The organism is Elusimicrobiota bacterium (assembly GCA_040757695.1).
GTDB lineage: Bacteria > Elusimicrobiota > UBA8919 > UBA8919 > UBA8919 > JBFLWK01.
This window is the reverse complement of record JBFLWK010000181.1, coordinates 1-2157: the sequence shown is the minus strand read 5'-3', so window position 1 is coordinate 2157 and position 2157 is coordinate 1. Positions and strand designations below refer to the sequence as shown.

The following is a 2157-nucleotide window of genomic DNA, read 5'->3' as shown; positions in this document are numbered from 1 at the left end:
ACCAACGATTAAAAGGACCGATATAAAAAAACCGCTGAATGATTTAATCAATGTCGGCTGCTCATTTGTAGAAAGAAAAAAGAGATTAAAAATTCCAGTAGAATAGTAGGAGATATTGCTTAAAAACTCGGCAAAAAAGTTTTTGTTTAATTCAGCATAATATGACGACGGTTGCCACCATATCAAAAGTGGTAATGAGAACAATGCAACAAACAGTGCAAAACAAGATGCACTCGTAAATTTTCTTTTCAGAATAAGATACAGCAGTAATGACGCAGGAACAGTGAAACCAATAGTTCTAATATACGCAGGGATTATTGAGACAATAGCGAGGATAAAAATTGGTTTTAAATAGTTTTCCGCTATTTTAAAGTTATCCAAATAAATAAAGATAATTATAGTGTATAATAGATAAATACTTTCAGACATTACAGATGTTGAAAACACCATAGTTAAGGGATGGAATAAAAACAGAAATAGAACAAGAAAAATTAAATCCGTTTTTGTTGTTTTCCAATATGAGTGAATTAGTAGACCTGATAAGAGAACTGCGAACATTGATATTGATTTTAGAAGTAACAAATTGCTTCCAAAGATTTTTAAAAAGATGCTGATAAAAAAAGGAAATAACGGTGGATATTGAGCATATGGCTGTGAAAAGATTTTTTTTGCAATTAGTATGTAAGTAGCATCGTCGCTGAAATAGCCTACATAATTATAGTTTAGGCATAGCAGGTAAAAAATCGTTGCTATTAAAAACACACTAATTATTTTCACTTTTTCTATTTTCATAAAGTGATAAATATAAACTTTGCTGTTGTGAGACCATCAAATCAATATCAAATTCTTGAACCCTTTTTTTTGCCTCTTCTGAAAATTTTTTTCCTAAATCAGAATTATTTAACAATCTTAAAATTCGTTCTGCCATTTTTTCTGTTTCATGTGGCTGAACAAAAAAGCCAGTAAGCCCTTCCTGAACAATCTCTTTTGTGCCATCAATATATGTTGCTACTACAGGTTTGCCTGAAGCCATTGCTTCCACGATTGTTCTCGGTAGACCCTCCCATAGCGAAGTTAAAACAAATACATCAAAAATTTTCATAAATTCATTTACATCCTGTCGCCAGCCAGTAAGAATAAAATTTTTTTCCAGTTGTAATTTCTTAATCTCAATCTCAATCTTGTTTCTCAGCACTCCATCACCTACAAGTATAAATTTTGTATCCGGTTTTTCATTACAAACTAATCTTGCTACTTTTACAAAATCAAGCGGCGCCTTTTGTGGCTTAAAACAGGCAACCATTCCTACAACATTTTCGGTTGTTATTCCAAATTCTTTTTTCTTCTTCTCAATCTCAATATCAATCTGATAATTGTTCAGTTTTATGCCACTTCGTATAACAGTATATTTTTGTTCAATACCAATTTTATTTTTTAACCCTTTTGAAATATTCTCATTTGAAACAGCGATAAGTTTGTCTGTAATTTTTGAGGTTAATCGTTCAACAAAAATAAAAACTTTTCTTACAAAATAATTTTGATAATCATGGAAACCAAACCCGTGAAATGTATGGATGATTTTTGTGTAATGTGTAATGTGTAATGTGTAATGCAAAATCAAATTATTAAGCCAAGCTGCCCAGCGGGCTAAGATACCAGCTTTGGAGGAATGTGTATGAACGATATCTGGCTTTTCTTTTTTTATAATTTTGTAGATTTTCACAAATGCTATGAAATCATAAACCGGGCATATCTCACGAATGAGTTCATTTACGAAATATGTTTTTATATTTTGAGTTTTGTTGTCAAGAAAACCACCTTTCCCGCATATCAAAATTACATCAAATTTATTCTTGTCTAAATGTTCGCAGGTATAAAGCGTATTTTCCTGTGCACCTCCGAGTTCTAAAAGTGTAATGATATGTGCAACCTTTATCTTAGCCATATACATATATTTTATTAAATTTTAGGATTTTGTAAAGAGGAAGCGAAAAAAATTTTAGCGAGGCAACCCCGGATGTTTTAATTTGTCAGCAAGTTGTTCAAGTTCGGCAAGAAGTTCAGATTTGTTTGGATTGTTTTTTAATTGTGTAACAAGCCCTTTTATCTTTTCACAGATTTCTTGACGATGGCTACGATAAGTAAGTCGGTCTTCCT

The 2157-nt window shown here is 31.7% G+C and carries 2 protein-coding genes; both read right to left on the bottom strand.

Going from position 1 to position 2157, the window contains the following annotated elements; translation table 11 throughout:
• On the bottom strand, window positions 1–792 hold a 792-nt coding region (locus tag AB1349_13890), incomplete at its 3' end, for a hypothetical protein (protein ID MEW6558417.1).
• Complete coding sequence (locus AB1349_13885) at window positions 764–1945, bottom strand: glycosyltransferase family 4 protein (protein MEW6558416.1); 1182 nt, start codon at window positions 1943–1945, stop codon at window positions 764–766. The genes AB1349_13885 and AB1349_13890, both read right to left, overlap by 29 nt.
• Window positions 1946–2157 lie beyond the last annotated feature (212 nt).